Source organism: Mycobacterium sp. (assembly GCF_002863225.1).
Lineage (GTDB): Bacteria > Actinomycetota > Actinomycetes > Mycobacteriales > Mycobacteriaceae > Mycobacterium.
Genome location: NZ_PKEK01000040.1, coordinates 1 through 23,468 on the forward strand (window position 1 = coordinate 1; position 23,468 = coordinate 23,468).

The 23,468-nt window shown below is 68.3% G+C and carries 11 protein-coding genes; 6 read left to right on the top strand and 5 right to left on the bottom strand.

The window, feature by feature from the left end:
• The first annotated feature begins 162 nt into the window (after positions 1-162).
• The 6 genes from CYU59_RS10915 (at position 163) to CYU59_RS10940 (ending at position 19,839) form a co-directional block, all read left to right on the top strand.
• Positions 163-501, top strand: a complete 339-nt coding sequence (locus CYU59_RS10915) for a hypothetical protein (RefSeq protein WP_292989089.1) — start codon at positions 163-165, stop codon at positions 499-501.
• A 234-nt stretch (positions 502-735) separates the two neighbouring features.
• Positions 736-13,149 carry a type I polyketide synthase gene (locus tag CYU59_RS10920; protein ID WP_292989091.1) on the top strand — a complete coding sequence of 4,138 codons (12,414 nt, stop codon included), beginning with the start codon at positions 736-738 and terminating at the stop codon, positions 13,147-13,149.
• Positions 13,150-13,152: 3 nt separating this feature from the next.
• Positions 13,153-15,768, top strand: coding sequence for an NAD-dependent epimerase/dehydratase family protein (locus CYU59_RS10925; protein ID WP_292989092.1), 2,616 nt, complete (start codon positions 13,153-13,155; stop codon positions 15,766-15,768).
• 20 nt (positions 15,769-15,788) lie between these two features.
• Entirely contained in the window at positions 15,789-17,294 is a 1,506-nt protein-coding gene (locus CYU59_RS10930; RefSeq protein ID WP_292989094.1) for a carboxylesterase/lipase family protein, read from the top strand.
• 27 nt (positions 17,295-17,321) lie between these two features.
• Positions 17,322-19,328, top strand: coding sequence for a phosphotransferase (locus tag CYU59_RS10935; RefSeq protein WP_292989096.1), 2,007 nt, complete (start codon positions 17,322-17,324; stop codon positions 19,326-19,328).
• A 37-nt stretch (positions 19,329-19,365) separates the two neighbouring features.
• The gene (locus CYU59_RS10940) at positions 19,366-19,839 is read left to right on the top strand and encodes a gluconokinase (RefSeq protein ID WP_292989098.1); all 474 of its coding nucleotides are present in this window, start codon (positions 19,366-19,368) and stop codon (positions 19,837-19,839) included.
• On the opposite strand, the gene CYU59_RS10945 is transcribed toward CYU59_RS10940, so the two are convergent.
• From CYU59_RS10945 to CYU59_RS10965, 5 genes are all read right to left on the bottom strand, one after another.
• Positions 19,829-20,305 (bottom strand): RDD family protein, encoded by a 477-nt coding sequence (locus CYU59_RS10945; protein ID WP_292989100.1) that lies wholly within the window; start codon positions 20,303-20,305, stop codon positions 19,829-19,831. The two genes, CYU59_RS10940 and CYU59_RS10945, sit on opposite strands and share 11 nt — an antisense overlap.
• A gap of 65 nt (positions 20,306-20,370) precedes the next feature.
• Positions 20,371-21,486: a DoxX family membrane protein gene (locus CYU59_RS10950; protein WP_292989102.1), complete on the bottom strand. Its 1,116-nt coding sequence runs from the start codon at positions 21,484-21,486 to the stop codon at positions 20,371-20,373.
• 52 nt (positions 21,487-21,538) lie between these two features.
• Positions 21,539-22,054 carry a DUF6328 family protein gene (locus tag CYU59_RS10955; RefSeq protein WP_292989104.1) on the bottom strand — a complete coding sequence of 172 codons (516 nt, stop codon included), beginning with the start codon at positions 22,052-22,054 and terminating at the stop codon, positions 21,539-21,541.
• Between the two features lie 32 nt (positions 22,055-22,086).
• Positions 22,087-22,671 carry a TetR family transcriptional regulator gene (locus CYU59_RS10960; RefSeq protein ID WP_292989106.1) on the bottom strand — a complete coding sequence of 195 codons (585 nt, stop codon included), beginning with the start codon at positions 22,669-22,671 and terminating at the stop codon, positions 22,087-22,089.
• Between the two features lie 122 nt (positions 22,672-22,793).
• Positions 22,794-23,468: a class I SAM-dependent methyltransferase gene (locus CYU59_RS10965; RefSeq protein WP_292989108.1), complete on the bottom strand. Its 675-nt coding sequence runs from the start codon at positions 23,466-23,468 to the stop codon at positions 22,794-22,796.

Here is a 23,468-nt window from a genome sequence, read left to right on the forward strand (position 1 = left end):
CTCAAGACGCGATCGGCCATTGGTTACCACTCCTCTTAATGTCTTCTCATTAGCTGGCGCCCTGATCAACGTCGGGCCCGGCAGGGTAATTCCCGGTCGTGCGGGTGACCCAACGGTCCATGATACCGGGATTCACCGGGCACCCCGACTAAAGTCGGCCCCGTGACACGCCGTGCCCACCCACAGCCGTGCCGCTGGTGCGGCCGCGACGTCGCCGACAGCGGGCTGGGGCGGCGCCGGCAGTATTGCCGCCGGTCGTGCCGACAGCGGGCTTACGAGCAGCGAGCGTCGATCAGCGGAGCCAAGGGCGCGGTGCTGCCCGCCGATGCCGTGGTGCTGTCCGCCGACGAGGCCGCCGACCTGTCCGACCGGGTCTACCAGGTGCGATGCGCGGCCGAGGACGTCGCTACTGCCCTGGACGAGGGTGCGGGGACCTCCGAGCTCCGCGAGCTGTGCGACGCCCTGATGCGGGCTGCCGCGGCGGCCGACGGATGGCGCTGACCGGGCTTAGGCTCGGCTGACTTGTGGCGGGTACAGTCTCGCCATGGATCGCTGGGCACCGGGATCAGGTGCGGAGCCAGGCCATGGGCGGGGTGGGCGAGTCGGCGCCCGCCGACGATGTTCGCGGGCCGAAGGGCAGTTGAGTCGCCATTCGTGCGGCGAGTGACTCTGTCCCTTATCCAGGGCCGCATTTCTGAGTTGAGCGACGACCGACGTTAGGCGAGGGGTAACGACATGGCTGACCAACTTCAGCATGCAACCGAGGCGTTGCGTAAGGCGCTGGTCCAGGTCGAGCGGCTGAAGACCAAGAACCGCGCGCTGCTGGAGCGCTCCGGTGAGCCGATCGCCATCGTCGGTATGTCGTGCCGGTTCCCCGGCGGAGTCGATTCGCCGGACAGCTTGTGGGACATGGTCGCTGACAAGCGGGACGTGATGTCGGAATTCCCCACCGACCGCGGCTGGGATCTGGACGGACTGTTCGACGACGACCCCGACGCTCCGCACAAGTGCTACGCCCGTTCCGGTGGCTTCGTCGACGACGTGGCCGGTTTCGACGCCGGATTCTTCGGGGTGGCCCCCAGCGAGGCGCTGGCTACCGACCCGCAGCATCGCATGCTGCTGGAGCTGTCGTGGGAAGCGTTGGAGCGGGGCGGAATCGACCCGACGTCGTTGCGCGGCAGCGCCACCGGAGTTTTCGCCGGCATCATCGTGCAGGGCTACGGCATGCTCGCCGAAGAGATCGAGGGTTACCGGCTGACGGGCATGACCTCGAGCGTGGCCACCGGCCGGGTGGCTTATGTGCTGGGGCTGGAGGGCCCGGCGGTGTCGGTGGACACCGCGTGCTCGTCGTCGCTGGTCGCCCTGCACATGGCGGTGCAGTCGCTGCGGTCCGGGGAGTGCGACCTCGCGCTGGCCGGCGGCGCGACGGTGAACGCCACCCCGACGGTGTTCGTCGAATTCAGCAGGCACCGCGGGCTGTCGCCGGACGGCCGCTGCAAGCCGTTCTCGGGCGCGGCCGATGGCGTCGGCTGGTCCGAGGGCGGCGGAATGCTGGTGGTGGAACGACTTTCCGACGCTCAGCGGCTGGGCCACCGGGTGCTTGCGGTGGTGCGCGGTACGGCGGTCAACCAGGACGGCGCCTCCAACGGGCTGACCGCTCCCAACGGCCCTTCCCAGCAGCGGGTGGTACGCACCGCGCTGGCCAACGCCGGATTGAGCGCAGCCGATGTGGACGTGGTCGAAGGCCACGGCACCGGAACGACTTTGGGCGATCCGATCGAAGCCCAGGCGCTACTGGCCACCTATGGCCAGGACCGGGCCGGCGCACCGCTGTGGCTGGGCTCGATCAAGTCGAACATGGGTCACACGCAGGCGGCCGCGGGAGTGGCGGGCGTGATCAAGATGGTGCAGGCCATGCGCCACGAGACGCTGCCGGCGACGTTGCATGTCGATGTGCCCAGCCCCCATGTGGATTGGACGGCCGGGTCGGTATCGCTGCTCACCGAGGAACAGCCATGGTCGGCCAATGGGCATGCCCGTCGCGCGGCGGTGTCGTCGTTCGGAATCAGCGGCACCAACGCCCACGTGATCATCGAGGAGTCCCCGTCGGTCGAGCCGACCGAGAGCGCGGAGCCGCAACCGTCCGTGCTGCCGTGGGTGCTGTCGGCCAAGAGCGCCGCGGCACTTCAGTCGCAGGCTCAGCGTCTCGCTGAATTTGCCGGCAGCCGTGCTCAATTGGCTGCTGGTGACGTGGCCTGGTCACTGGGCGGGCGGTCGACTTTCGAGCACCGGGCCGTCGTTCTCGGCGACACCCGCGACCAGCTGCTGACCGGTCTGGGTGAATTGGCGCAGGGGGTGCCGGGCGGATCGGTGATCACCGGCCGGGCAGTACCGACCGGCAAGACCGTGTTCGTATTTCCCGGCCAGGGCTCGCAGTGGATCGGCATGGGTGTCGAACTGCTCGACACCGCAACGGTTTTCGCCGAGCACATCAACGCCTGCGCGCAGGCCTTCGACGAATTCGTCGACTGGTCGTTGATCGACGTCTTGCGTGGTGCACCGGGTGCACCGGGACTGGACCGCGTCGACGTCGTGCAGCCCTTGCTGTTCGCGGTGATGGTCTCGCTGGCCGAGCTGTGGCGATCGATCGGGGTCCGCCCGGACGCGGTCATCGGGCATTCCCAGGGTGAGATCGCCGCCGCCTACGTCGCCGGTGCGCTGTCGCTGCGCGACGCGGCGCGGGTGGTGACGCTGCGCAGCAAGCTGCTATTGGCGCTGTCCGGTCGCGGCGGAATGGCGTCGCTGGCCTGCGGAGCCGACGAAGCGCGAGACCTGTTGGCGCCGTATGGCGATCGGGTCAGCATCGCCGCCGTCAACGGCCGGTCGGCCGTCGTCCTCTCCGGCGAGGAAGCCGCACTCGACGAGATCGTCGCGCTGTGCGTCGAGCGCGAAACCCGCGCCCGTCGCATCGACGTCGACTACGCGTCGCATTCGATCGCTGTCGACGAGATTCGCGATGAGCTCACCGAGGCGCTGCGCGGTATCGATCCGCAATCGGCGCGCACCGTGTTCTTCTCCACCGTGACCGGCGCCGTCCAGGACACCGCAGATCTCAACGCCGACTACTGGTTCCGCAACATCCGTCAGACCGTGGAGTTCGACCAGGCGGTGCGCACCGCCGCGCAGAGCGGCTACCGGACCTTCATCGAAACCAGCCCGCACCCCGCGCTGATCGCCGGCATCGAAGACACCGCCACCGACGGGGGAGCGGAGGCGGTCGTCGTCCCGACCCTCGGCCGCGACGACGGTGGCCTGCGGCGCTTCCTCAGCTCGGCCGCCCAGGCCTTCGTTGCGGGCGTCAAAATCGACTGGCGCGCTACCGTACCGGCGGGCGGTTTCGTCGAATTGCCGACGTATGCCTTTGAGCGCAAACGCTTCTGGCTTTCCGGGGACGGTGCCGCGGTGGACGCCGCCGGCCTCGGCCTCGGCGCCGGCGAGCATGCCCTGCTGGGTGCCGTGGTGGAACTGCCGGACTCCGGCGGCGTGGTGCTGACCGGCCGGCTGTCGTCGGCCACCCACGGCTGGCTGACCGACCACGCTGTCGAGGGCGTTGCCGTATTCCCGGGTGCGGGTTTCGTGGAGTTGGCGATCCGTGCGGGCGACGAGGTCGGCTGCGGGAGTGTCGACGAACTGAACCTGCAGGCGCCGTTGCTGTTACCCGCGTCCGGCTCGGTGTCTGTGCAAGTGGTGGTCGGCACCGCTGACGAATCCGGTCAGCGCAGCATGTCGGTGTTCTCAAGGGAGACCACGGATTCCGCCTGGAGCTGCCATGCGACGGGCATCCTGTCCTCACGCACGGTCGAACCGGTCGCCGACCTGTCGGTGTGGCCACCCGAGGGGTCCCTCGCCGTCGACGTCACCGACGGTTATCAGCGGCTCGCCGAGCGCGGCTACCAATACGGCCCGGCGTTCCAGGGTTTGACCGCGTTGTGGCGGCGCGGCGACGAATACTTCGCCGAAGTGACCCTGCCCCAGTCGGCCGGCGGGGTGAGCGGATTCGGGGTGCACCCCGTGCTGTTGGACGCGGCGCTGCATGCGGCCGCTGTCGCTCACTCCGGCAGTACCGACGTGGTGCTTCCGTTCTCGTGGCAGGGCGTGTCGTTGCACGCGGCGGGGGCGTCCGCGGTGCGGGCACGGATCGCGCCGTCGGGTCCGTCGGCGGTCTCCGTGGAACTGGCCGACGGGCTGGGTCTGCCGGTGCTGACCGTGTCGTCGATGGTGGCGCGACCGATTTCCCAGCAGCAGTTGGCGGCGGCGATCTCCGGCTCCACCGGCGATCGGCTGTTCGAGCTGGTGTGGTCGCCGGCATCGTCGGCATCGCACGCCGAGACTCCGGCCTACGAAGTGTTCGAATCCGCTTCGACCACAAGCGATTCCGTCTCCGCGAGCTACGAACGGGTGCACACCGCGCTGGCGGCGCTGCAATCCTGGCTGGCCGAACACGACTCGGGCGTGTTGCTCGTGTCGACCCGCGGCGCGGTGGGGTTGCCGCGGGAGGACGTCACCGATCTGGCCGGCGCAGCCGTGTGGGGTCTGGTGCGCTCGGCGCAGACCGAGAACCCGGGCCGCATCGTGCTGGTGGATTCCGATGCACCGCTGAGTGATTCGATCATCGCCCAGGTGCTGGCGGTGGGAGAGCCGCAGCTGGTCGTGCGCGGCGAGACGATCTACGCCGCGCGGGTGCGCGGCAGCCGGGCTGTCGACGGCGTGCTGGTGCCACCCTCCGAAGGACCATGGCGCCTGGGCCTCTCCACGGCGGGCACCTTCGAAAATCTGCAACTGGAGCCGGTGCCCAACGCCGACGCGGGCCTGGAAGCCGGGCAGGTCCGGGTCGCCCTGCGATCCATCTCCACCAACTTCCGCGACATCATGATCACGTTGGGCATGTTCACCCATGACGCGCTGATCGGCGGTGAGGGCGCCGGCGTCGTGGTCGAAGTCGGCCCCGGCGTCACCGAATTCGCCGTCGGCGACAACGTCTACGGCTTCTTCCCGGACGGCAGCGGCACGCTGGTCGCCGGCGACATCCGGCTGCTGCTACCGATGCCGTCGGACTGGTCCTACGCCGAAGCCGCCGCGATCTCGGCCGTGTTCACCACCGCCTACTACGCCTTCGTCCACCTTGCCGACGTCAAGCCGGGCCAGCGACTGTTGCTGCACGCCGGGACCGGCGGTGTGGGTATGGCGGCTGCACAACTGGCCCGCCATTTCGGGCTGGAGGTCTTCGCAACCGCCAGCCGACCCAAATGGGACACCCTGCGCGCCATGGGTTTCGACGACGACCACATCGGCGATTCGCGCACCCTGGAATTCGAGGACAAGTTCCGCGCCATCGTCGGCGACCGCGGCTTCGACATCGTGCTCGACTCGCTGGCCGGTGAATTCGTCGACGCCTCGCTGCGCCTGGTGAAGCCCGGCGGGGTGTTCCTCGAGATGGGCAAGACGGACATCCGCGACCCCGGAAAGATTGCCGAGGAGTATCCCGGCGTTCGGTACCGCGCCTTCGACCTGTTCGAGCCCGGCCGCAACCGGATGCACCAGTACATGCTGGAACTCGGTGAACTCTTCGACGCCGGCGTGCTGCGCCCGTTGCCGGTGACCACCTTCGACATCCGGCGCGCACCTGCCGCGCTGCGCTACCTCAGCCAGGCGCGTCACACCGGCAAGGTGGTGCTGAACATGCCGGACGCATGGGCGTCCGGAACCGTGCTCATCACGGGTGGCACGGGTATGGCGGGGTCGGCAGTGGCCCGCCACCTGGTGGCCAACCATGGTGTGCGAAACCTGTTGCTGCTGGGCCGTCGCGGCCCGGATGCGCCGGGTGCGGCCGATCTGACGGCGGAGTTGTCGGCCGCCGGCGCCGAGGTGTCGGTGGTGGCGTGTGACGCCGCTGACCGTGCCGCGCTGGCCAAAGTGATCGCCGATATTCCTGTGCGGCATCCGTTGTCGGCGGTGATTCACGCCGCGGGAGTGCTCGACGACGCGGTGCTGACGTCGCTGACGCCGGAGCGGGTGGACCCGGTGTTGCGGGCCAAGGTCGACGCGGCCTGGAATCTTCATGAGCTGAGCCAGGATTCGAACCTCTCGGCGTTCGTGATGTTCTCCTCGATGGCGGGTCTGGTCGGGTCCTCGGGTCAGGCGAACTACGCCGCGGCCAACAGCTTCCTGGACGGCTTGGCCGCCCACCGCCGGGCGCACGGCTTGCCGGCTACCTCACTGGGCTGGGGCCTGTGGGACCAGGCCAGCGAGATGACCGGCGGACTCGACGACGCCGGCCGGGCCCGCCTGGCCCGCACCGGAGTCAAGGCCCTGGCATCTGCCGACGCGCTGCAGCTTTTCGACACCGCGATGGTCATCGACGAGCCGTTCCTGCTCCCGGCCCACATCGACACCGCCGCACTGCGGGCCAACGCCGCCGTCGTGCCGCCGATGTTCATCGACCTGATCAACGCACCGACCCGCCGCCGGGTCGACGATTCGCTGGCCGCCAGCAAGTCCAAATCCGCTCTGGCGCAACGTATCCACGGCCTGCCCGAGGAGGAGCAGCACGCGGTGCTGCTGGACCTGGTGCGCTCGCACATCGCGACCGTGCTGGGCACCACCACGCCGGAGGCGATCGATCCGGACAAGGCGTTCCAGGAGCTGGGCTTCGACTCGCTGACCGCGGTCGAGATGCGCAACCGGCTCAAGGCTGCCACCGGGTTGGCCCTTTCGCCGACGCTGATCTTCGACTACCCGACACCGAGCCGGCTGGCCTCCTACTTCCGCACCGAGCTCGCCGGCGTTCCGCAAGAGGTCAAGCAGGTGCCCGCGATGCGGATCACCGGCGACGAGCAGATCGCGATCGTCGGCATGGCGTGCCGGTACCCGGGTGGTGTGAACTCGCCGGAAGACCTGTGGGACATGGTCATCCAGGGTCGCGACGTCATCTCCGAGTTCCCGAACGACCGCGGCTGGGACCTGGCGAATCTGTACAACCCCGACCCTGACGTCGCCGAGACCTGCTACACCCGGGTCGGCGGGTTCGTCGAAGACGTCGGCGACTTCGACCCGGCATTCTTCGGCATCGGTCCGTCCGAAGCACTCGCGATGGATCCCCAACAGCGGATGTTCCTCGAGTTGACCTGGGAAGCGTTGGAGCGGGCCGGAATCGAACCGACCACACTGCGGGGCAGCGCCACCGGTGTGTTCGCCGGCCTGATGACACAGGGCTATGGCATGTTCTCCGCGAAACCGGTGGAGGGTTTCCGCCTGACCGGCCAGCTGTCCAGCGTCGCGTCCGGCCGGGTGTCCTACGTCTTGGGACTCGAAGGCCCCGCGGTGTCGGTGGACACCGCCTGCTCGACGTCATTGGTGACCCTGCACATGGCCGCGCAGTCACTGCGGTCGGGAGAGTCGGACCTGGCCCTGGCCGGGGGTGTGACGATCAATGCCACGCCGGACATCTATGTGGAGTTCAGCCGCTGGCGCGGTCTGTCCACCGACGGGCGGTGCAAGGCGTTCGCCGGCGCGGCCGACGGCACCGGATTCTCCGAGGGCGGCGGAATGCTGGTCCTGGAACGACTTTCTGACGCCAGGCGCAACGGCCATCCGGTACTCGCCGTCGTCAGCGGATCGGCGATCAACCAGGACGGCGCCTCGAACGGGTTGACCGCGCCCAACGGTCCCTCCCAGCAGCGGGTGGTGCGCTCGGCGTTGGCCAGCGCGGGCCTGACCGCCGCCGACGTCGACGTCGTCGAGGGCCACGGCACCGGGACCACGCTCGGCGATCCGATTGAGGCGCAGGCGATTCTGGCGACCTACGGACAAGACCGCCACCAGCCGCTGTGGCTGGGGTCGATCAAGTCCAACATGGGCCACACCCAGGCCGCGGCAGGCGTCGCCGGGGTGATGAAGATGATCCTGGCGATGCGCCACGAGGTGCTGCCGGCGACCCTGCATGTGGATGCGCCCAGCCCGCATGTGGATTGGTCGATGGGTTCGGTGCAATTGCTCACAGAGCCACAGCCGTGGCGGGCCGAATCGGCCAACGGCCGGCCACGTCGGGCCGGGGTGTCGTCGTTCGGCATCAGCGGCACCAACGCGCACGTGATCATCGAGTCGGCTCCGCCGATCGATCAGGCCGCCGAGTCGGTGGTCGCGCCACCGGCCGTCGTTCCGTGGGTGCTCAGCGCCAAGTCGACGGCGGCGCTGGAATCTCAGTCCTCGCGATTGGCCCAATTCGTCGGTGCCCGAGACGAATTGACGGCAACCGATGTCGGCTGGTCACTGGCCGGCCGCACCGCATTCGAGCATCGTGCCGTCGCGCTCGGCGCCGGCCGCGACCAACTGCTGGCCGGTCTGGCCGAGCTGGCCGACGGCCGGCCGGGTGGCTCGGTGGTCACCGGCACCTCACTGCCGGGCAAGACCGTCTTCGTCTTCCCCGGCCAAGGCTCGCAATGGCTCGGCATGGGCATGGGACTACACGCCACCTACCCGGTCTTTGCGGAGGCGTTCAACACCGTGGTCGGTGAGCTGGATCGCCACCTGCTGCGCCCGCTGCGCGAAGTGATGTGGGGCCACGACGAAACCCTGTTGAACACCACCGAATTCGCCCAGCCGGCACTATTCGCCGTCGAGGTTGCGCTGTACCGCCTGCTGCAGTCGTGGGGAGTGCGGCCCGACTTCGTGATGGGCCACTCGGTCGGCGAGCTGACCGCGGCGCACGTCGCCGGCGCACTGTCGCTGGAGAACGCCGCGCTGCTGGTGGTGGCGCGCGGCCGCTTCATGCAGGCGCTGCCGTCCGGGGGCGCCATGATCGCCGTGCAGGCCACCGAAGACGAGCTGCGCCCGCTGCTGAGCGATGCAGTCGGTATCGCGGCGGTCAACGGCCCGTCGTCGGTGGTGGTGTCCGGTGACGAGGGTGCGGTGACCGCGATCGGCGAGCAGCTGCGGGCCCAAGGCCGTCGCATCCACCGGCTGGCGGTGTCGCATGCGTTCCACTCGCCGCTGATGGAGCCGATGATCGGCGAATTCAAGGCGGCGGCAAGGGAACTGACGGTCAACCCGGTCAGCATCCCGGTGATCTCCAACGTGACCGGCGAACTCGTCGGCGAGGACTTCGCCTCGGCCGACTACTGGACTCAGCACATCCGCGCCGCGGTCCGATTCGCCGACAGCATCCGCTTCGCCAATTCGGCCGGCGCCACTCGATTCCTGGAAGTGGGACCCGGCGGCGGCCTGACGGCCTCCATCGAGGAGTCGCTTGCCGAGGCCGCCGGAGACGCGGTGGCGTCAGTGCCGTTGCTGCGCAAGGACCGTCCCGAACCCGACAGCCTGATGACCGGCGTGGCGCAGGCATTCGTGTCGGGCATCGGCGTGGATTGGCAGGCCATGCTGCCCGGTGCCGGCTTCGTCGAGTTGCCGACCTATGCGTTCGAGCGACGTCGTTTCTGGCTGTCCGCGGACGACGCCGCGGTCGACGCCGAGGGCCTGGGCCTGTCCGCCGGCGAGCACGCCCTACTGGGTGCGGTGGTGGATCTGCCGACGTCCGGTGGGGTGGTGTTGACCGGTCGGCTCGCCGCGGGGTCCCAGGCGTGGCTGTCCGACCACGCGGTCGGCGGCGTTGTCATCTTCCCGGGAGCCGGCTTCGTCGAGATGGCCATCCGTGCCGGTGACGAGGTCGGCTGCTCGGTCGTCGACGAGCTGACGCTGGCCGCCCCGCTGGTGATCCCCGCGACCGGCTCGGTGGCGGTGCAGGTCGTCGTCGACGCTGCCGACGAGTCGGGCGGGCGTGCGGTGTCGGTGCTTTCGCGCGCCGACGCACACTCGGGCTGGGCGCTGCACGCCGAGGGCATCGTGCGACCCGGCGCGGCAGCGCCGCACGCCGATCTGGCCGCCTGGCCACCGCCCGGTGCGACACCGGTCGACATCGACGGTCTCTATGACCGGTTGGCGGCGAGCGGCTACGGCTACGGCCCGGCGTTCCAGGGTCTTACGGCGATGTGGCGTCGCGGAGACGAGATCTTCGCCGACGTGTCGCTGCCCAGCGACGCCGGAGTGTCGCCGATCGGATTCGGGGTCCACCCCGCGGTTCTCGACGCGGCGCTGCACGCGGTGATCGTTGCGACCGAGGCCGAGCACGACGGCAAAGACGGTGTCCTGGTTCCGTTCTCGTGGCAGGGCGTGTCGTTGCACGCGTCCGGGGCCTCGTCGGTACGGGCACGCATCACGCCCTCGGGCCCGTCGTCGGTGTCACTTGAGCTCGCCGACGCGCTGGGCCTCCCGGTGCTGTCGGTGGCGTCCATGGTGGCGCGGCCGGTGTCGCGGCAGCAGCTGATGGCCGCCGTCTCCGGCTCCGGGCCGGACCGGATCTTCGAGGTGGTCTGGTCGCCGGCGGTATCCGGATCTCACGTCGACACACCGTCCTACGACGTGTTCGAATCTCAGCCCGGTGACGACGATGCGCTGGCGTCCACCTACCTCCGCACGCACGAGGCGCTGGCCGCGTTGCAGACGTGGCTTGCCGAACACGACTCCGGGACTCTGGTGGTGTCGACCCGCGGTGCGGTCGGACGCCCGGGGGAGGACGTCACCGATCTGGCCGGTGCCGCCGTCTGGGGTCTGGTGCGTTCCGCGCAGACGGAGCATCCAGGCCGGATCGTGCTGGCGGATTCCGATGCGCCACTGAGTGATACGACGATCGCCGCATTGCTCGCAGCCGGCGAGCCGCAGGTACTGGTCCGGGACGACACCGTTTACACGGGCCGGGTGCACGGCAGCCGGGCAGTGGACGCCCTGCTGGTGCCGCCGGGTGACGGCGCGTGGCGGCTGGGCATGTCCACCAAGGGCACCTTCGAGAACCTGGTGCTCGAGCCGATCCCCGACGCCGACGCAGCACTGGACGCCGGTCAGGTGCGGGTGGCCGTACGCACCATGCCGGCCAACTTCCGCGACGTCATGATCGCGCTAGGCCTCTATCCGGACGAGGACGCGGTGATGGGTGTCGAGGCATCCGGCGTCGTGATCGAAACTGCTTCGGACGTCACCCGTTTCGCGGTCGGCGACCGGGTCACCGGTTTGTTCCCCGAGGGCACCGGCACCCAAGCCGTCACCGACGCGCGCCTGTTGATGGACATTCCCTCGGGATGGTCCTACACCGAAGCGGCGACCGCCCCGGTGGTGTTCGCGACCGCCTACTACGCGCTGACTGCGCTGGCCGAGGCGAAGGCGGGCCAGACAATCCTGATCCATGCCGGGGCCGGCGGTGTCGGAATGGCCGCGGTGCAGCTGGCCCGCCACTTCGGGCTGGAAGTATTCGCCACCGCCAGCCAGGGCAAGTGGGACACGTTGCGGGCGATGGGATTCGACGACGCTCACATCGGCGACTCCCGCTCGCTGGACTTCGAAGGCAAATTCCGGGCCGCCACGGGTGGTCGCGGTGTGGACGTGGTGTTGGATTCGCTGGCCGGCGATTTCGTGGATGCGTCACTGCGCCTGGTCGCCCCGGGCGGGGTGTTCCTCGAGATGGGCAAGACCGATATCCGTGAGGTCGCGGAGGTCGCCGCGGAGTACAGCGGTGTGCGTTACCGCGCCTTCGACTTGTTCGAGGCGGGCGCCGACCACATCGAGCGGATGCTGACCGAATTGGCAGCGCTGTTCGAGGACGCGACGTTACGACCTTTGCCGGTCACCACTTTCGACGTGCGGCGGGCACCCGCGGCACTGCGGTACCTCAGCCAGGCCCGCCACACCGGCAAGGTCGTCCTGACGATGCCGGACGCGTGGGCGTTGGGCACGGTGGTGATCACCGGTGGTACGGGTATGGCCGGTTCGGCGCTGGCACGTCACGTGGTCGCGAATCACGGCGTGCGCAACCTGGTGCTGATCGGCCGTCGCGGGCCGGACGCGCCGGGCGCCACCGAACTGGCGGCGGAGCTGTCCGCCGGCGGGGCCGAGGTGTCGATCGTCGCGTGCGACACCTCCGACCGGGCGGCGCTGGCCAAGGTGCTGGCCGACATCCCGGTGCAGCATCCGCTGTCGGCGGTCATCCACACCGCAGGTGTCCTGGACGACGCGGTGGTCACATCGCTGACGCCCGAGCGGGTGGACGCGGTACTGCGGGCCAAGGTGGACACGGCGTGGAATCTGCACGAGCTGACCAAGGACACGAACTTGTCGGCGTTCGTGATGTTCTCGTCGATGGCCGGCCTGGTCGGCTCGTCGGGCCAGGCGAACTATGCCGCCGCCAACAGTTTCCTGGACGGCTTGGCGGTGTACCGGCGCAACCGCGGTCTTCCGGCGATCTCGCTGGGCTGGGGTCTGTGGGATCAGACCAGCAGCATGACCGGTGAACTGGGCGCCGTCGACTTCGCCCGGTTCGCGCGAGACGGCATCGTTGCGATGACGTCCACGCAGGCGTTGCAACTGCTCGACACCGCGATGGTGATCGACGAGCCGTTCCTGCTGCCGGCCCACATCGACATCGCCGCGCTGCGAACGAAGTTCGACGGTGGCACCCTGCCGCCGATGTTCGTCGATCTGATCAACGCACCGGCGCGACGTCAGGTCGACGACTCGCTGGCCGCGGCCAAGTCGAAGTCGGCGTTGCTGCAACGCCTTGACGGCTTGCCGGAGGACGAGCAGCAGGCGGTGCTGCTGGATCTGGTGCGCTCGCACATCGCGACAGTGCTGGGCAGCAGTACGCCGGAGGCGATCGATCCGGACAAGGCGTTCCAGGAGTTGGGCTTCGACTCGCTGACCGCGGTCGAGATGCGCAACCGCCTCAAAGCCGCCACCGGGCTACCGCTTTCGCCGACGTTGATCTTCGACTACCCGAACTCCACGGCGCTGGCCGGCTACTTCCGCCAGGAACTGGTCGGGGCCTCGGCCGAAGTGGCGGCCAAAGCCACGCCCGGGGAAGCCGAGATCCAGCGTGTGGTGGCGTCCATCCCGGTCAAGCGGCTACGCCAAGCCGGCGTGCTGGACCTGTTGCTCGGCCTGGCCAACGAGACCGATGGTGCCGAGACGGATCAGGACAAAGAAAAAGACCTGGCGACGATGGATCTCGACGACCTGGTCAATGCCGCGTTCCTCGACGACGACGACTAGCGCATGAGGATTGCTGTCACCGGGGCCAGCGGGGTGATCGGCCGCGGCGTCGTCGGGCGCCTGCTCAGCGCGGGACACGACGTCGCGGGCCTGGCCCGCCATCGGCCCGAAAGTTGGCCCAGTCAGGCGACTTTCGTTCAAGGCGATATCCGTGACGGTACGGCGGTTCGCCGAGCGGTCGCGGGCGCCGAGGTGGTCGTGCATTGCGCGTGGGTCCTCGACCCGGCCGCAGATCGACGCTCGGACGCCGAGGTCACTATCGGTGGCACGCAGAACGTGCTCGACGCCGTCGCGGGCAGCGGCACCCGGCGGCTCGTCTTCGCGTCGTCGGCTCATGTCTACGGTCCCGGCAGGTTGCTGTCCGAAAGCCAACCGCTGCAACCGGTATCGCCGTTCGGCCGGGACAAGGCACGCGCGGAAGACCTGATCGCGAAGTCCGGCGTGGAGTGGGTGACGATCCGCGCTGCGGCGATCGTCGGTCGCGGCGTCGACAACTGGGTGCGGCGAGCCCTCGCCTCAGCGTTGTTTCCCGAGGCGGCGGGTCGCACCCTCCAAGTCGTGCACAGCGACGACGCGCACCGCGTCTTCGTCCGCGCAGCCGTCGACCGGGATGTCGAAAGCGGGGCGGTGAATCTCGCCGCGCCCGGAGAGCTCACCCTCGGCGAGATCGCCGAGACCCTCGGCCGGCCGCTGACGCCGCGGCTACTCCGCAAGCTGAGCGCGACGGCCGAACTCGACCTGTTGCTGAGCGCGCCGTCACTGAATACCGCTCTGCTGCAGGATACCTGGAACGTCGAACCCGGCTGGACCGGACGCGACTGCCTGCACGACGTCGCGCTGGCCGTGCGCGGTCACGTCACCGTCGGCCCCTGGTCGACGGCGCTGCCGTGGCGGTTGACCCATGTCCAGGACATCCCAGCGGTCGACGTCCCGGCAGCCGACGGCGAGGCGACGCAGATGGCCGGCCCGGACGGCGGTAACGGCGAGTTCGACACCCCGATCGACCCACGTTTCCCGACGTATCTGGCCACCAACCTGTCCGAGGCTCTGCCCGGGCCATTCTCGCCGTCGTCGGCGTCGGCGACGGTCAAAGGACTGCGCGCCTCCGGTGCCGTCATCGCCCGACGCCTGCGTCCGGGCGGGCTGATCCAGCGTGAAATGGCCACCCGCACGGTCGGAGTGTTCGGCCACCGGCTCTACGGTGCCATCACCACCGCCCATTACACGGCCGAGGTCGTGCCTTTCGTCAAGCCGGAGACGGTGGTTCGGCAGAGCCAGTTCTTCGGCCCGAGCCTGACCGCCATGCCGATCCACGGCGAGCAGCAGCTTCCGCCCGAGGCGGGCAGCGCCACCGGGCCGTTGCGCACCGTTCGCAATCTCGGCGTCTTCGGTGTCAACCTGGCCGGGTTGGTGATCGGCGCGAATCGCGACACCAGTGACTTCGTCGGCGACATCGCCTGGCTGGAAGAGATTGCCAGCAGCGATCTTTCACAGCTTCCAGAAGCCCGCTTGCAGAGCCTGATCCTGTTGGCCCGGGATCACGTCATCGACGGCTGGGTGCTGGCATCCGGGTCGTTCATGGCGTTCGCGGCGCTCAACACGATCTTGCGCGGATTGAGCGGACGCGACATGGTGTTGCCGGTCGGTCAGGAGCTGGCCAGTGCGGGACTGCTCAGCGCGGTCTACCGCATCGCCGACGCCGCTCGGCGTGATCCCGAGGTCCTGGGAATTCTGGCCACCACCGGCGACCACCTGGATGAGCTGTCGACGAAGACGCCGGAGTTCTACCGGACCCTGCGCACCGAACTGGCAGCGTTCGGACACCGCGGTCCGGCCGAGCTGGAAATGCGATCGTCGAGCTATGCCGACGACCCGGAGTTGCTGCTCCGCATGGTGGCGAAAGCTGTTGACACGCCGTTGCGTTCAGAGACGCGCCGCCTGAAGATCCCGTTGCAGGCACGCCCCCTGGCCGCTCTCGTCGCCCACCAGGTCCGCGACCGCGAAATCCGTCGTGACCGCCTGGTGCGGGCAAACTGGCTGCTGCGCAACCTACTTCGCGAGCTCGGTCGCCGACTGGTGGATGCGGGAACGCTCGAGACCGTCGACGACGTTTTCTACCTCCTGGTCGACGAACTCGACGCGCTGCCCGCCGACGTTGCAGAGGTGGTGGCTCGCCGTCGCGCCGACCAGGTCCGGCTCGCCGACGTCCTGCCGCCCGCGGTCTTCAGCGGCGACTGGCAGCCGACGTCGGTCGCGGCGGCCGCGCTGTCGCCCGGGCAGACCCTGACCGGCGCCGGGGTCAGTGCCGGCCGGGTCCGCGGCCGGGTCCGCATCGTCCGGCCGCAGACCATCGACGACCTGCAAGCCGGAGAGATCCTGGTCGCCGAGGTCACCGACGTCGGATACACCGCCGCGTTCTCCTACGCGGGCGCGGTCGTCACCGAACTCGGCGGGCCGATGTCACACGCGGCGGTGGTGGCGCGCGAATTCGGCATTCCCTGCGTGGTCGACGTGCACGACGCGACACGGCGGCTGCCGCCCGGTGCGCTGGTCGAGGTCGACGGCACGACAGGGACGATCGTGGTCCTCGAGACGGACCTGCCGAGCGTCACCTCCTGACGTTCGCTAACGTCAGGTAGATGCACGAACACACGGTCCGCGTGACTACCGCCGCCGGCACCGTCGAAGGCTTCACCCGCGACGGCGTTCACCGCTGGCGATCCATCCCGTATGCCAAGCCGCCGGTGGGGCCGCTGCGATTCCGGGCACCCGAGCCGGCCCAGCCCTGGCGGGGTGTGCGTTATTGCCACGGTTTCACCAAATGCTCCCCGCAGGAGCATCGCTACGCCATGCTCGGCGTCGGCAAGTACCAGGCGATGGGGGAGGACTGCCTCACCCTGAACGTCACGGCACCGGAGACGCCACGTTCGGAGCCGTTGCCGGTGATGGTGTTCGTGCACGGCGGCGGATACATCATGGGCAGCTCGGCCACACCGATCTACGACGGTGTCGCGCTGGCCAAGCGGGGCTGCGTCTATGTCTCGGTGAACTACCGGCTGGGCGCGCTCGGCTGCCTCGACCTGTCCTCGTTGTCGACACCGGACGTGACCATCGACAGCAACCTCTATCTCCGCGATTTGATCCTGGCGCTGCGCTGGGTGAAGGACAACGCGGCCGTATTCGGCGGCGACCCCGCCAACGTCACGATCTTCGGCGAGAGCGCCGGGGCCCACGCCGTCGGCGCACTGCTGACCGCGCCCGATGCCGAAGGGCTGTTCGCGCAAGCGATTTCGGAGAGCCCCGCCAGCGGCATGACCCGGTCCACCGACATCGCGGCGGAGTTCGCCAAGCGCTACGCCACCCTGCTGGGCGCCGATGCGAGCAATGCCACCGAGAAATTGATGACGGCAACGCCGGCGGAGCTGGTCGCGGCGCAGAACCGGCTGATCAACGACGGTGTGCGGGAAATGTTGGGCGCGTTCCCGATTGGCCCGGTGTTCGGCGACGACGTGTTGCCGCTGGATCCCATCGGCGCCATGCAGCAGGGCAAAGCGCACCGGGTTCCCCTGATCGTCGGGACCAACGCCGACGAGGGGCGTCTGTTCACCCGCTTCCTGCAGTTGCTTCCGACGAATGAGCCGATGATCGAGGCACTCCTGGCCGAGGTCGAGCCGGCCGCGCGGGATCGCATCACCGAGGCCTACCCGGACTACCCCGAGCGCTCAGCCTGCATCCGACTGGGCGGCGACTTCGCTTTCGGCTCCGCGGCGTGGGGGATGGCCGAAGCCCACGGCCGCTACGCACCGACGTACCTGTACCGGTACGACTACGCGCCACGGGCGTTGCGTTGGTCGGGTCTGGGGGCCACCCACGCGACGGAACTGTTGGCCGTTTTCGGTTTCTACCGCACCAGAGTCGGCGCTTTGCTGACAGCGCCGGTCGATCGACGTTCGGCACTGCGCGTCACTCGCGAAGTGCAAAGGCGCTGGCGGTCATTCAGCCGCACAGGCAACCCCGGCGACGACTGGCCCGCCTACACCGAGGCCGACCGCGCGGTCCTGGTATTCGACCGCAAGTCTCATCTCGAGTACGACCCGCATCCCGAACGGCGGCGGGCCTGGGAAGGCTTTTCGCTAGCGCGATGACGGTGGATGTGATTTCGTGAACGAGTCATGACACTGCACCCCGACAACGTCGTCGAGCGGCCCGCTGACCTCACCGCTGCGTGGCTGACCGCTGCCCTCGGCGCCGGCACCGTCACCGACTTCAGCACCCAACGAATCGGCACCGGCCAGATGAGCGAGTGCTACCGGGTTGAGCTGACGTATGCCGACAACGCGGCGGCCGACCGTCCGAAATCGGTGGTGCTCAAGGTCGCGGCCACCGATCAGATGAGCCGCCAAACCGGGCTGACGCTGGGCCTCTACGAGCGTGAAGTGTGCTTCTATCGCGACATCGCTCCGCGCCTGCACGGGCCCGTTGCGCCTTGCTATCACAATGCTTTCGATGCGGCGTCCGGGATCTTCGACGTGTTGCTCGGTGACGCTGACCCCGCGGTGGTCGGTGACGAGATCCGCGGCGCGACGACCGCGCAGGCGCATACCGCCGTCACCGAACTCGGCCGTCTGCAAGGCCCGTTACTGGGCGACCCCGCGCTGGCCGACGCCGCCTGGCTCAACCGCGATACGCCGGTCAACCAGGGGCTGATCGCCGCGCTGTTCGCCGGCTTCGTCGACCGCTACGGCGAGCAGATCTCCCCGGAACATCGCACGGTGTGTGAGCGGTTGGTCGGTGGGTTCGACGACTACCTGTCGGCCGAGGCAACCGAAGACCGCATCCACGGACTGGTCCACGGTGACTACCGCCTGGACAACATGCTGTTCGGCGCCGAGGGTGCCGATCGCCCACTCACCGTTGTCGATTGGCAGACGGTGACGTGGGGTCCGGCGATGACCGACCTGGCCTACTTCCTCGGTTGCGCGCTGCCGGTGGCGGATCGGCGCGAGCACTATGACGTGCTGCTCGACGGCTACCATCGCGCGCTCGGCCCGGACGCGCCGATCAGCCTCGCCGATGTTCGCGAAGGCGTACGCCGGCAGAGTTTCTTCGGGGTGATGATGGCGATCGTCTCGTCGATGCTGGTGGAGCGCACCGAGCGCGGCGACGCGATGTTCATGACCATGCTGGCGCGGCACTGCGAGCATGTACTGGACACCGACGCACTGGCAATCCTGCCGGAGCCGACCGCGGGCGACTCGATTCGCCCGTCGGCGGACGACGAGTCGGCGCACAGCCCGACCGAGGAGCCACTGTGGAATGAAAGCTGGTACGCCGACTTCGTCGACGCCGCACAGGGACTCGGCGGCTGGCTACGGCTCGGTCTGATCCCGAACCAGCAGACGGCCTGGTTGCATGCCGTGTTCTGCGGTCCGGGCCTGCCCACCGTCGCCGTGGTGGACTTCGAGGTTCCGTCGCCCGCCGATGCATGGCAGGTGCGCACCAAGGCAATCGATTTCACGCACTCGGTCGACAACCCGCTGCACACCTATCGCGTGGCGCTGACCGGACGTGGTCAGTCCTACCTCGACCCGGCGGCGTTACTGCGGGGTGAGCAGGGCGAGCCGGCGGAGGTCACACTCGAGCTCGAATGGGTCACCGACGGGACGCCGTATCAGTACCGGGTCGCAACTCGTTACGAGATCCCCTGCACGGTAACAGGATCGGTGACCGTCGACGGCCGGCGGTATACCCTCGATGCGGTGCCCGGGCAACGGGACCACTCATGGGGAGTGCGGGACTGGTGGAGCATGGACTGGCTCTGGAGTGCGCTGCATCTCGACGACGGCACGCATGTACACGGGGTGGACCTCAAGATTCCGGGTGTTCCGACGATGTGTGTCGGATACGTCCAGGATCGCAGCGGCGCGGTCACCGAATTGGAAACCATCTCTCCGATTCAGACATTCGACGCCGACGGGCTTCCGATCGCCGCGACGCTGGCCGTCAACCCAAGTGGGATCACTGCGACCATCGACGTGCTCGGGCACGGGCCACTACGCCTGGTCTCCAAAGACGGTCGGGTCAGCCAATTTCCGCGGGTCTGGGCGACGGTGAGCACCGCAGATGGCCGGGCCGGTGTGGGCTGGCTGGAATGGAACCGCAATCTGCCCGGTGCCTGACGAAAAGCGTTGTGCAGCAGGCACGCCCATCGTAGTGATGGGCGTGTCCGGTTCCGGCAAGTCGACCGTGGGCGCGGCGCTCGCCGGTCGCCTCGGTGTACCATTCGCCGACGCCGACACCTTTCACCCGGCGGCCAACCTGGCGAAGATGTCAGCCGGTTCGCCGCTCGACGACGACGACCGATATCCATGGTTGGCCGCGGTGGGCCAGTGGCTGGCCGACCACGACGGCTGCGTCATGAGTTGTTCGGCGCTCAGACGCCGATACCGCGACCAATTACGTTCGCACCGAACGAATATCGAATTCCTGCATCTGGCCGGTTCCGCAGAGCTGATCAGTCACCGGCAAGCCGGGCGGGCCGCGCACTTCATGCCGTCGTCGCTAATGTTGTCGCAGTTCGAGGCGCTGGAACCCCTCGAGGATGACGAACGCGGCCTGACCGTCGACGTCGGGCAAAGCGTCGACGCCGTCGTCGACTCGTTCGTGCGGTATCTGTCGGCTAAGACCTGACCACCTGAGTGCCGCCGGCCAACTCGTCGTGCTTGCCCTGCTTGGTGGCACTGCCGCTGATCGTGGCGGCGATCACGACGTAGGCGATGAAAGCCAGCAGCGGACCGAGATAGGGCACCACCGACAACAAGGTGAACGAGTTGCGGATGGCCGACTGGGTGACGTCGGGTCTGGGAGCACCGCCTGGCCCGTGGACGGACAAGCCCAGCAGCCGCTTGCCCGGACTGGCGCCCTGGCTGACTTCGAACAGGACGAAGTACCCGAACATCAGCACACCGGAGAACAAACCGGTGACCAGCCACCAGTAGTCGCCGTCGAGGAGAAGCAGGGACGCCAGGAATACGACGACGTTGACCAGAACGCCGTCGATCAGCCGGGCGAAAAATCGTGCGCCGAGCCCACCGGCCCGGACGCCCGATGCCTGCGAGGGGTAGCTGAAATTGTGGTCGAAATCAGCTGATGTCATGACGGACTCCTAGCGGCGGTGGCCGCCAATGTACCCGGGTCGATCCAGTCCGTCGATCGCGCCGATCAACTCCAGCGGCGCGCTTTTTTCCGTCCACGCTGAGCGAGTTCTTCGCCGCGTTCGCGTGCCACGTCAGCGAACTCGCTGCCGCGTTCGCGTGCGACCTCCGCCAGTTCGCTGCCGCGCTCGCGGGCAACTTCAGCGAGTTCGCTGCCGCGCTCGTAAGCGCGTTCACCGATTTCGGCGCCACGGTCACGGGCGATGTCCGCCCATTCGCTGCTGCGGTCGCGGACAGTCTCGGCGAGTTCCTCGCCGCGTTTACGCGCGCGCTTACGGGCCTTCTTGACCACCGGCTTGCTCTTCTTGGCGGCGGTCTGGGCCCAGTCGGCACCTCGCTCGGCGGCGGTGCTCGCGAGATCGGCGCTGCGATCGGCGGCCGTGCTGGCCAGTTCTTCACCGCGTTTGCGGGCTGCCTCGACCACCGGCGCACTGCGCTCGGCCGCCGCACTGGCTAGTTCCCGTCCGCGCTCGGCGGCCGTGCTGGCCAGTTCTTCACCGCGTTTGCGGGCTGCCTCGACCACCGGCGCACTGCGCTCGGCCGCCGCACTGGCTAGTTCGCGTCCGCGCTCGGCGCCTGCGTGTAGACCGTGCGAGATCCGCTCGGCAAATTCGGAATCGAGCAGCGAGTCGTCGGACCCGGTCAGCGGCAGAGCCGAGGACACCGCCTCGGTCAGCCGGCTGGCGGCGCGCCGCCCACGCCATCCCAGGGACGGCTTGCCGGCGGTGTCGGCCGACGCGATGATCAGACCGCCCAGCAGGCTCAAATCGGTGAGCAGGGCACGGCGTTTCTCGGTCTTGCGTTGCGGGTCACTCTCGGTCCAAAACAGATGTCCGCCAAGGCTGCCCGGGATGACAGTGATTGCGAGCGCCGCGGACGCGATCCGCGGCAGCTTTCCGGTGGCCAGAAGCACTCCGCCGCCGACCTGGACGGCGGCGTTGATCCGCGCAGCCGTTTCGGGGTTCGACGGGACCTTGTCGCCGTACGGCTCCGGAAGGTTGCGCAGCGCCGCGACGGTCGGCTCCGTTGCCTCGAGGGTGATCGATGGGTTGCGCAGCGTCTCGATGCCCTGGCCGATGAAGACTGCGGACAGCAAAGGACGCGCGATTCTACGGATCAACATGGCGGGCTTGTTCCCAGATTCGGCTGACGGCAAACCGCGATATTGAACGGATTTACGACCCCGGTGGCGGCGCGTGGCGTCGCGCCCAGAGCGGCAGTAACACCCAGAATCCGAGTTGCCCGGCGATCGCGAAGGCACCGGCGACGACGCCGGCGCTCACGCCGGCCACCGCACCGAAAATGATCACCGTCACGCCGGTCAGCGCCAAGCCCATCAGCAGCAATCCCGCGTAGGCGAACCGGTGTGCCGCGGAGACCAGGAACTGGGTTCGGTGCCGGCGAAACAGCATGCGATGCATGCCGACCGGTGCCTCCAGCAGCACCGTAGCGCCGACCGAGCAGCCCACCGTCGCCAGATACACCACCCGCATCATGGTGCTCAAGACGTCGAAGCGGGGCTGGAACGGCAGCGTCAACAGGAAGCCGGTGAGCAACTGGACGCCGGTCTGGACGACTCGCAACTCCTGCAGCAGGCTCAGCCAATTGCGGTCCAACCGTTGGGTTTCGGTCTCCGATCGCGCCGTGCTGTCCCAGGCCTGATCGCGTTCAGGGTGGTCGACGACGTCCATGACCGTCGATCATGCCAGCCCCGGGGGTTTCCCTATGGCTTCTGGGCCGGCAGCAGGAGGCGCGCCGATGCCTCCAACGTGTCGGCGATCTCCGAATAGGACGCGTAGCCCATGCCGGCTCGCACCAGCGCCCCCGCGTACAGCAACTCCAGTGATTCGACGAGCTCGGCGTTGTGTCCCGCACCCAGGGCGGTGACCAGACGCTGATGTATCTCGCGCCCGACTCGGAGCCGCAGATGCTCGACCTCGGGGTCGGTGCTGAGCAATGCGTTGGTGACCGCACCGGCCAGCGCCGGCTCGTCAGCGACCAGCAGCGCAATCTGGCGCAGCACGGCGATCACCCGCACCGACGGATCAGGCGAGTCGGTCGGCGAGACGGCACTGGATGCCAGCCGCCGCCAGAACACCTCCGCCACCAAGTGCTCTTTGGATGAGAAATAGGTGTATGCCGTGGCCGCACCCACACCCGCCTCTGCGGCAACCATGCGAATCGTCAAGCCGGAGAAGCCTTCTCGGCTCAACACATCAATTGCGGCGTTACCCAGCCGGTCGACGGTATCGGCCTGCTTGGCGGTCAGGCGCCGTCTGGTCGATTCCCGAGACACCGGGTTGGACACGTGTCCGGACACTACTACACCGGGGTGAACGCGGCAACGCGTGCCGAGACGCTGATTCTGGGCCGCGACAGCACTGCCGCAAGGGTTCGACTACGGCCGAGTCGAGGGAGCGAGAAGTCCGGTCAGACGCACTCGAGTAGGCCGAGGCGGTTGCGGAATTCGGCGGCTCCCGCGACAAGGGGTGAGCCGGCAATTTCCAACCAGGCCTCGCGCATGCCTTGGCCGTAGCTGATGTCGTCGAACAACACCAGGCCGCCCGGCGCCATCAGCGGCTGCAGGATCTTCCACTGATTGATCACGAAGTCATAGGTGTGGATGCCGTCGACGAACGCCAGGTCGATCCGGCCCGGGATGTCGCGGATGTGGTCTTCGAAGGCGCCCCGCGTCAGGGTGAAGCGCTGCGACACCTCGCCGATGGCGCTTTCGGCGATCTGCGCCCAGTCCTCGTTGATCTCGTAGCTGTACAGGTGCCCGAACTGGTTTTCCTCGAGGCCGGCCGCGAAGTACATCCCGGACACCCCGAAGCCCGCGCCGAATTCGACGATCGTCTCCGGCCGCCGCTGCGTCACCAGCCATGCGTACAGGTCGCCCTGGAATGACGGCGAGCTGACATCGCGCGGGCTGAACCTGGCGTCCGGCAGATCGTATTCGGCGGCTATCGGTTGCCGGCCGAGACGCTCGTGGTTGGCCGCCAGAATGGCCTCGATCCGGTCCTTTTGCGGCGCGGGTGGATATCGGCGGCGCAAATTCTCGATCCAGCCACCGCGTGAGACCCATTTAAACGAGCGGGTGAACAT

Coding starts and splice junctions, on each gene's coding strand:
- CYU59_RS10920 (WP_292989091.1), top strand. CDS start 736: ATGGCTGACCAACTTCAGCATGCAACCGAGGCGTTGCGTAAGGCGCTG.
- CYU59_RS10925 (WP_292989092.1), top strand. CDS start 13,153: ATGAGGATTGCTGTCACCGGGGCCAGCGGGGTGATCGGCCGCGGCGTC.
- CYU59_RS10930 (WP_292989094.1), top strand. CDS start 15,789: ATGCACGAACACACGGTCCGCGTGACTACCGCCGCCGGCACCGTCGAA.
- CYU59_RS10935 (WP_292989096.1), top strand. CDS start 17,322: ATGACACTGCACCCCGACAACGTCGTCGAGCGGCCCGCTGACCTCACC.
- CYU59_RS10940 (WP_292989098.1), top strand. CDS start 19,366: ATGGGCGTGTCCGGTTCCGGCAAGTCGACCGTGGGCGCGGCGCTCGCC.
- CYU59_RS10945 (WP_292989100.1), bottom strand. CDS start 20,305: ATGACATCAGCTGATTTCGACCACAATTTCAGCTACCCCTCGCAGGCA.
- CYU59_RS10950 (WP_292989102.1), bottom strand. CDS start 21,486: ATGTTGATCCGTAGAATCGCGCGTCCTTTGCTGTCCGCAGTCTTCATC.
- CYU59_RS10955 (WP_292989104.1), bottom strand. CDS start 22,054: ATGGACGTCGTCGACCACCCTGAACGCGATCAGGCCTGGGACAGCACG.
- CYU59_RS10965 (WP_292989108.1), bottom strand. CDS start 23,468: ATGTTCACCCGCTCGTTTAAATGGGTCTCACGCGGTGGCTGGATCGAG.